The organism is Streptomyces sp. NPDC102462, assembly GCF_044765425.1.
Lineage (GTDB): Bacteria > Actinomycetota > Actinomycetes > Streptomycetales > Streptomycetaceae > Streptomyces.
In genome coordinates, this window is the sequence record NZ_JBIWKB010000015.1 from 70,113 (window position 1) to 78,101 (window position 7,989).

General features: G+C 73.1%; 7 protein-coding genes. 5 read left to right on the forward strand and 2 right to left on the reverse strand.

The window, feature by feature from the left end:
• Positions 1–73: 73 nt before the first annotated feature.
• Positions 74–496, reverse strand: coding sequence for a VOC family protein (locus ACIRFL_RS15600; protein WP_404028469.1), 423 nt, complete (start codon positions 494–496; stop codon positions 74–76).
• A 242-nt stretch (positions 497–738) separates the two neighbouring features.
• On the opposite strand from ACIRFL_RS15600, the gene ACIRFL_RS15605 reads away from it, so the two are divergent.
• The 5 genes from ACIRFL_RS15605 (at position 739) to ACIRFL_RS15625 (ending at position 6,197) form a co-directional block, all read left to right on the forward strand.
• Positions 739–960 carry a ferredoxin gene (locus ACIRFL_RS15605; RefSeq protein ID WP_404028471.1) on the forward strand — a complete coding sequence of 74 codons (222 nt, stop codon included), beginning with the start codon at positions 739–741 and terminating at the stop codon, positions 958–960.
• Positions 961–1,220: 260 nt separating this feature from the next.
• Positions 1,221–2,807 carry an ABC transporter substrate-binding protein gene (locus ACIRFL_RS15610; protein ID WP_404028474.1) on the forward strand — a complete coding sequence of 529 codons (1,587 nt, stop codon included), beginning with the start codon at positions 1,221–1,223 and terminating at the stop codon, positions 2,805–2,807.
• Complete coding sequence (locus tag ACIRFL_RS15615) at positions 2,804–3,754, forward strand: ABC transporter permease (RefSeq protein ID WP_404028477.1); 951 nt, start codon at positions 2,804–2,806, stop codon at positions 3,752–3,754. Before ACIRFL_RS15610 ends, ACIRFL_RS15615 begins: the two co-directional genes overlap by 4 nt.
• Positions 3,751–4,608, forward strand: coding sequence for an ABC transporter permease (locus ACIRFL_RS15620; RefSeq protein WP_404028481.1), 858 nt, complete (start codon positions 3,751–3,753; stop codon positions 4,606–4,608). Before ACIRFL_RS15615 ends, ACIRFL_RS15620 begins: the two co-directional genes overlap by 4 nt.
• Positions 4,609–4,622: 14 nt before the next feature.
• Positions 4,623–6,197, forward strand: coding sequence for an ABC transporter ATP-binding protein (locus ACIRFL_RS15625; protein ID WP_404028675.1), 1,575 nt, complete (start codon positions 4,623–4,625; stop codon positions 6,195–6,197).
• Between the two features lie 77 nt (positions 6,198–6,274).
• Here ACIRFL_RS15625 and ACIRFL_RS15630 read toward each other — a convergent pair whose 3' ends face one another.
• Complete coding sequence (locus tag ACIRFL_RS15630; RefSeq protein WP_404028483.1) at positions 6,275–7,903, reverse strand: (2,3-dihydroxybenzoyl)adenylate synthase; 1,629 nt, start codon at positions 7,901–7,903, stop codon at positions 6,275–6,277.
• Positions 7,904–7,989: the final 86 nt, after the last annotated feature.

Genomic DNA, 7,989 nt, shown 5'->3' on the forward strand with positions numbered 1-7,989 from the left:
GGTGCCCGCGCCGTCCGGGCCGCCCGTGTGGCCGCGGCGGCCCGGACGGCGCGGGCATGTGAGGTCGGCTGGTTCAGCCGTTATAGGGAGCGGTGACGTCCAGCACCCAGGTGACACCGAAGCGGTCGGTGAGCATGCCGTACAGCGGCGACCACTGCGCGGGTTCCAGCGGACGCTGGATGGTCGAGCCGTCGGCGAGCCTGCCCCACAGGGCGCTGATCTCCTCGGCGTCGTCACCGCGTACGGAGACGAAGAACGGGTTCTCGCCCTGGTTCCAGGGCAGGTGCGAGGGCACGTCGTAGGCCATGACGTGGAAGCCGTTGTCGCCGGCCACCTCGCCCCACATCACCCAGTCCGCCTCGCTCTCGTTCCGCACGGCGCCGGCGTCCTTGTAGGTGATCGCGACGGTACGTCCGCCGAAGACGGACCGGTAGAAGTCCAGCGCCTCACGTGCGGTGCCCCGGAAGTTCAGATGTGTGGTGGTCGTGACGGACATGACCTGCTCCCAACCTCGATGTGACGAATACGCCGCCGATCGTTCAAGGCGATGTGGCGGCTGCCGTGACCGGGAGCGATGCCTCCCGAACGGCTCGTTGACCATCCTGGCGGGGGTAGCGGACAGGTTGTGTCCTGTACTGGCCCCGCCCTCGCGGACTTGTTGAATATGGAAGTCGTTATCGATTAATCTCTGGTTGCCGCATCGGCGGCCGTGTGTGCGGCAGCAGGGGAGGGGTCGTCATGACCGGGGCAGGCCGGATGTCCGGTGACGGAAAGATCAGCGCGGAGCGTGAGCGGTGCGTGGGGGCGGGACAGTGTGTGCTCGCCGCACCGGCCGTCTTCGACCAGGACGAGAAGGACGGGCTCGTACTCGTCCTCGACGAGAGGCCACCGGTCTCCCAGTCGGACGCCGTGCACGAGGCCGTTCGGGCGTGCCCGTCCGGTGCCCTCGCCCTGCGCTAGCCCGGCAACCGTTCCTTGCGGTTGGGGCCGGCGTGCGACTCGTCGGTGCGCGCACCCGCCACCGGCCGCCATAACCGCGCGCCCGCCACCGCCCGCCTCCGTCGCGCGCCCGCCACCGGACACCTCGACTGCGCGCCCGCCACCGCCCGCCTCCACCGCTCGCCCGCCACCGCCCGCCCGTCCTCGTGTCGGCCTCAGTTCACGCGCCGGCGCATGTCCCCCGGCGCCCGGTCCAGCTCAGCAGAACGTCAAGGAGAAGCATGTCCAGACAGTTCGATCGCCGTACCTTCCTCCGTCGCGGCGCGGCGGGAGCCGCGGCTCTGGCGGTGGGGCCCGGCCTGCTGGCGGCGTGCTCCACCGAAGGGCCCGGCAACGACCGGAAGCCGCAGTCGGGTTCCTCGCCCCGTTCGGGCGGCACCCTGCGAGCCGCCTTCGTCGGAGGCGGCGCCTCCGAGACGCTTGACTTCTTCAACGGCCCGTCCGCACTGGACCTGGTGCGCGCCCGGGCCTGGCACGGCACCCTGGGCAACCTCGATCCCAGCGGGCCCGACGGGGTGCGCTACGGCGTCCTCAAGGGCATCGACATCTCCGAGGATCTGTCCACCTACACGCTGCATGTGCGGCCCGGCGTCCGCTTCACGGACGGCTCCGAGCTGACCTCCGCCGACATCCTGCACTCGCTCAGCGTCCTCGCGGCCAGGAGCACGCTGCCCGTGTACCGGCTCGCCGCCGCGAACTTCGACCTCGCGCGCGCCAAGGCCGACGGCGACCTGAAGGTCGTCCTGCCCACCCAACGGCCCATCGCCGACGGCCGCATGATCCTCTGCCAGGGCAACTTCCTCGTCGTCAAGGACGGCACCAAGAACTTCCGCAGGGGCATGCCCAGTTGCGGGCCCTTCCGGCTCACCGAGTTCACGGCGGGTCAGGGCTCGGCCTTCGAGCGCTTCGACGACCACTACGGCCGCGTGCCGCACCTGGACGGCCTGGAGCTGCGGTCGATCGCGGACTCGACCGCCAGGGCCGGGGCGCTCACCAGCGGTGAGATCGACTTCGCCCACGACCTCTCACCCGTCACCGCACGCACCCTCGCGGACGACGCGACGGTCCGGCTCGTCCCGACGAAGAGCCCCTACCTGGTCGGGCTCTCCTTCCAGATGAACATGAGCGTCGAGCCGTTCGACGACCCGCGGGTCAGGGAGGCGTTCAAACTCGCGGTCGACCGCGAGGCCATGGTCCAGACCGTGTTCTACGGACACGCCGAGATCGGCAATGACCTGCCATCCATGGGCTTCCCGGACTACGCGGAGAGCCTGCCCCAGCGGGCCCACGACCCGGAACGGGCCCGCAGGCTCCTCAAGGAGGCCGGCGCCGACGGGATGAGGATCCGGCTGACGACCGGCCCCGAGACACCCGGCATGGTGGAGATGGCCACGCTCTTCGTCGAGGACCTGAAGAAGGCCGGCGTCCAGGCGTCGGTCCGTGAACTGCCCGCAGGGCAGCTCTACGCCGACTTCGCCGCCTATGCGGCGCTGCCGCTGGCCGGTTCGTACCAGATGCCCATCCCCGCGCTGTCGACCTACCAGATGAGCACGGCCGGCGGATCGCCGTCGGCGTTCGGCTGGAAGAAGTCGCAGACGGACACCTTCGTGGCGAAGGCCCGCGCCGAGAGCGATCCGTCCGAGGCGAAGCGGCTGGCCACCCGCGCGCAGCGCACGCGCTGGGCCGAGGGCAACCAGGTGCTGCCGGTCTTCAAGCCGAATCTGAACGCCCAGGCCAAGGGGGTCAGCGGGATAGCCGACGACCTCTTCGAACAGTTCCCCGGCTTCTCCCAGGCGTCCCTGGCGTGAACCTGCTCGCGTTCGCCGGCCGTCGCCTCGCGGGGGCGGCCGTCCTGCTGGTCGTGCTGTCGGCCGCGATCTTCGCGGCCACGGCCGTGCTTCCGGGAGACGCCGTCAGCGTGGTCGCCGGTGCGGACGCCTCCGAGGCACAACGCGCCGACGTCCGTGCCGGACTCGGTCTGGACCGGCCCGCCGCCGAGCGGTACGCGTCCTGGGCGGCCGGCGCCCTGCGCGGGGACCTGGGCCATGGCTTCGTCGGACAGCGCCCGGTCACCGAGGTCATCGCCACCCGCCTGCCCAACAGCCTGCTGCTCGCGGGACTGACCCTCGCGGTCACCGCACCGCTTGCCACGCTGCTGGGTCTGTGGACCGGGCTGCGCGGCGGCGGCGCCGACCGCCTGGTCGCGACAGGCGCTCAAGTGCTGGCGGCCGTACCCGAGTTCGTCATCGCGGCGCTGCTGATCGCGGTACTGGCGGTATGGCTTGAGGTTCTTCCGCGTGTCTCCGTCATCCCCCTGGGAGGCACCCCGCTCGATGTGCCGCGCGCCCTGGTCCTGCCCGTACTGACGCTCAGCGCGGTCGGCCTCGCCGTCGCCACCAGACTGCTGCGCGTGTCCGTCGCGGACGCGGCGGCCACCCCGTACTGCGAAGCGGCGCGACTCAACGGCGTCCGCGGTGTGCGGCTCGCGGCTCGTCACATCCTTCCCAACGCCGCGGGGCCCGCGGTGCAGGCCCTCACCCTCACCACGGGGGCGCTGGTCGGCTCCGCGGTGGTGGTGGAGAACGTGTTCGACTACCCGGGCATCGGCCGGGAACTGCAACTGGCCGTCGCCGCACGGGACGTGCCGATGGTGCAGGGCATCGCCACCGCCCTGGTCGCGGTGATGCTCGCGGTGCTGCTGCTGGGTGACATCTGCGCGCGTCTGCTCGGCGCGCGGGAGAGGCAGGGCCGATGACCACAGCCCTGACATCGCGGCGGCGGGAGCGCCCGGCCGGTCGGCGCACACCGCGCCGCCGCCGGCCGCTCCTGCTCATGGGCGCGGGAACGCTGCTCGTCGTGCTGCTCGCCCTGCTGGGCCCGCTGGCCGCGCCGTACAGCCCCACCGCGCAGCTCGCGGCGCCCTTCCAGCAGCCGGACGGACATTTCCTCCTCGGCACAGACGTGCTGGGCAGGGACGTGGCGAGCCGGGTGCTCAGCGGCGGCCGGACCATCGTGCTCACCGCGCTCGCGTCAACGGCGGCCGCCGGTGCCGTCGGGATGTCCGCCGGCGTGCTGGCGGCCCTGGCGTCCCGCCGGCTGGGCGACCTGATGGTGCGCTGCGTCGACGCCCTGGCCGTACTCCCGGCCCTCCTGATCGTCCTCGTCCTGGCCGCCGGTTTCCCCGGCAGCGACACGGCCGTCGTGGCGGCCGTGGCCCTGGCCACCGCTCCGTTCTCCACCAGGGTGTTGCGGGCCGCGGCGGACACCGTCCTCACCAGTGGGTACGTCGAGGCCGCCCTGGCCCGGGGCGACACCCGGCGGGCCGTACTGCGCCACGACGTGCTGCCCAACATCGCAGGACCGGCCCTGGTGGACACCGCGCTGCGTCTGGTTGCCTCCCTGCACCTCACCGCCACCGCGGGGTTTCTCGGACTCGGACAGGGCGGAGCGGCGCCCGACTGGGGGCGCATGGTGAGCGAGAACGTTCCCGGCGCGACACTGGCCGCCGCGCCGTTCCTCGCCCCGGCCCTGCTGCTCGTGCTGCTGTCCGTGTGCGTGGGCCGGCTGGCCGGACGGCTGGCGGACACGGTGGGGCGGGGTGCCGCATGAGCGATATCAACCGCATGACCGGCCATGTGTCCGGCCGCCCGTCCGGGACCGGCCCGCTCGCCGAGATCAGCGGACTGACACTCGGCCCGGTGACCGGCGGCCCGCCCGTCCTGCACGACGCCGTCCTCTCCCTGTCGCGCGGGCAGGTCCTCGGGGTCGTGGGCAGATCGGGGTCCGGCAAGAGCACGCTGGCGTACAGCCTGCTCGGACATGTCCGTCCGGGCCTGGAGGTCCGTGGCGGAACCGTCCGGGTCGCCGGGCTCGACCCGTTCGACCGCGGGGGCGCCCGCCGCCTGCGCGGGCGCGTGGTGTCGTTCCTGGGCCAGGACCCCGCCTCGTCGCTCAACCCCGCGCTTCGGATCGGCACGCAGCTCGCCGAGGCGGTGCGGCTGCGCTCGTCCGCGCGGGGTGCAGGCGACGTCCGGGCGCGGGTCGAGGAGCTGTTGCTGTCCGTGCGGCTACCGGCCGACCGGGCGTTCCAGCGGTGGCTGCCGCGCCGGCTCTCGGGAGGACAGGCCCAACGCGTGGCCCTCGCCCTTGCGTTGGCGGGCAGGCCCAGCCTGCTGGTCCTGGACGAGCCCACCAGCGGCCTGGACACGGTGCTGGCGGCCGGGATGCGCGGGCTGCTGGGCGAGGTCCTGGCCGACGGGGACCGCTCCGCGGTGCTGGTCAGCCACGACCCGGCGTGGATCGCGTCCGTGGCGGACGACGTGATCCGTCTGGAAGCAGGCCGGATCGCCCCGCTCGGCGTCCCGAAGGCGCCGGTGCCCGCGCCGCCGCCGGCCGGGGTCGCCGACCCCCGCCGGGGGAAGCAGAAGAGCGTCGCCCCCGCCGTCGTCGGCGAGTTGACCGTACGCGGGCTGCATGCCGTGCACGGCCGCATCCCCGTGCTGCACGATGTCTCCCTCACCGCCCCGGCGGGCTGCTGCACCGCCGTGGTGGGTCCCTCGGGGTCGGGGAAGACCACCCTCGCCCGATGTCTCGCGGGACTCCACCGGCCCACACGGGGCAGTGTCCAGTGGCGGGAGCGCGGCGCGCAGCGAGCAGGCGGCGCCCCGGTCCAACTCGTCGCGCAGGACGCACGCGGCGCCCTCAACCCACGGGAATCCGTACGCACCGCACTCCTGCGGCCCCTGACGGGCGTGGGGCGCCTGCCGGACCAGGACGCGGCGCACGAAGCCGTACGGCTGCTCGCCCGGGTCGGACTGGACCCGGATGTGCTCCTGCGCCGTCCGGGGGAGTTGTCGGGAGGCCAGCGGCAACGCGTCGCACTGGCCCGGACGCTGGCCGCCCGGCCGAGCGTCCTGGTCTGCGACGAGATCACGTCGGCGCTGGACCCGCAGACGGCGCGGGGGATTCTGGATCTGCTGGACTCGCTGCGGCGGACGCTGGGTCTGACGGTCGTGATGGTGACGCACGACCTGGCGGCCGCCGCCCGTCACGCGGAGCGGGTCGTCGTTCTGGACGAGGGGAGGGTGGCCGAGGCCGGCCCGGTCGAGCGGGTGCTGGCGGCCCCGGAACACCGGGTCACCCGGGACCTGCTCGCCTGCGCCGACCCTCCCGTGCCCGCGGTGCCCGAGCAGCGGTGAGCGGGCGGCGGGTGCGGAGCCGCTTACCGCCGCCGGGGGGAGCGCAACGCCCACCGGGCGCTCCCCCCGGCCGCGCCTCACCGCCGCAGCAGCTCGGCCAGCGCCGCCTTGTCGACCTTCCCGACGGCGGTGAGCGGAAGACCGGGAACCTGGACGACCTCGTCCGGGGCCTTGTAACCGGCGAGCCCGCGCTCCCTCAGGTGGACGGCGACCTCGCGCGCGCCCGGAGCCGTGCCCGCGCACACGACGAAGGCGACGGACCGCTCACCCCACCGCTCGTCAGGGACACCGACCAGGGCCGCCGCGGTGATGGCCGGATGCGTCAGCAACTGCTCCTCCACCTCGACCGCGGGAATCTTCTCACCGCCACGGTTGATCTGGTCCTTGATCCGCCCCACCACCACGAGGTGTCCGGTCGGCAGTCGCCGCACCACGTCGCCGGACCGGTAGTAGCCGTCCGGGGTGAAGGCCGTGCGGTTGTGCTCCTCGGCCCGGTAGTAGCCGCGCAGCGTGTACGGGCCGCGGGTGAGCAGTTCACCCGCCGTGCCGTCCGGGACTGGTCTGCCGTCCGCGTCCACCACCAGGACGTCGTCGTCCGGCGAGACGGGACGGCCCTGGGTGGTGCAGACGAGGTCGTCCGGGTCGTCGAGCCGTGTGAGGTTGATCAGCCCTTCGGCCATGCCGAAGACCTGTTGCACGCTCGCCCCGAGCGCCGGCCCGAGCCTGCGCGCGTGGTTCTCCGGCAGCCGCGCCCCGCCGACCTGTACCACCGCGAGGCTCCGGAGGTCCCAGGAGCCGGACGAGGCTTCGTCCATCCAGTGCGGAACGAGCGGCGGGGTCAGGGAGGTCAGGGTCACGCGTTCCCGCTCGATGAGGGTGAACGCCGTCTGCGGGCTGGGGTCCGGCGCGACGACGACGGTTCCTGCGGCCATGAGGGTGCCCAGCACACCGGGGCAGGCGAAGGTGAAGTTGAAGCCGATCGGCAGGACCGCCAAGTACACGGTCTGGGCGTCGAGCGCGCAGACACCGGCGCAGGCGCGGGCGTTGTAGGCGTAGTCGTCGTGTGTGCGCGGGATGAGTTTGGGCAGCCCCGTGGTGCCGCCGGACAGCAGCAGGAGGGCGATATCGGCGGGGTCCGCTCCGCCGGCGTCGGGGCCGGACGCGGACGGGGTGTCCACCCGCAGCGCGTCGAACGGGACGAAGCCGTCGTACGGTCCGGGGTCGCCGACCACGATGACATGCCGCAGCGAGCCGCCCGGCCCCTGCTCCGCCCGTACGTCCCTCATCAGTTCCCGGTGGTCGAACCTGGCGTGCAGGTCGGGCACCACACAGGCCACGGCACCCGCCAGGCGCACCAGATGGCCGATCTCCCGGCGCCGGTGGCCGGGCATGGCGTGCACCGGAACCGCCCCGAGCCGCTGCAGCCCGAACCAGACGAGCAGGAACTCGGCGCAGTTGGGGAGCTGGACCACCACGCGGTCGCCCCGGCCGATCCCCAGCCCGCGCAGCCCGGCGGCGACTTGGTCCGCCTCGGCGTCCAGGTCCGCGTAGGTCCACCGCCGGTCGCCGTCGACGAGGGCGACGCGCCCTCCGTGGGCGGCGCCCGCCTGCCTCAGCCGGGCGCCGAAGGTCACACCCTCCCAGTGTCCGGCGGCTCGGTAGCGCGCCGATTCGGCCTCGGACCAGGTCGGTTGAGTCTCGGTCATGGAGCTCTGCCTCTCATTGCCGGGCCGCGGGCTCTGGCGCCGGGCCCCGTCGTGTGACTACGATGCGAAGTATAGAAATGATAATC

Bases quoted from the DNA above. Each gene is read 5' to 3' on its own strand.
- ACIRFL_RS15600 (WP_404028469.1), bottom strand. From the start codon at position 496: ATGTCCGTCACGACCACCACACATCTGAACTTCCGGGGCACCGCACGT.
- ACIRFL_RS15605 (WP_404028471.1), top strand. From the start codon at position 739: ATGACCGGGGCAGGCCGGATGTCCGGTGACGGAAAGATCAGCGCGGAG.
- ACIRFL_RS15610 (WP_404028474.1), top strand. From the start codon at position 1,221: ATGTCCAGACAGTTCGATCGCCGTACCTTCCTCCGTCGCGGCGCGGCG.
- ACIRFL_RS15620 (WP_404028481.1), top strand. From the start codon at position 3,751: ATGACCACAGCCCTGACATCGCGGCGGCGGGAGCGCCCGGCCGGTCGG.
- ACIRFL_RS15625 (WP_404028675.1), top strand. From the start codon at position 4,623: ATGACCGGCCATGTGTCCGGCCGCCCGTCCGGGACCGGCCCGCTCGCC.
- ACIRFL_RS15630 (WP_404028483.1), bottom strand. From the start codon at position 7,903: ATGACCGAGACTCAACCGACCTGGTCCGAGGCCGAATCGGCGCGCTAC.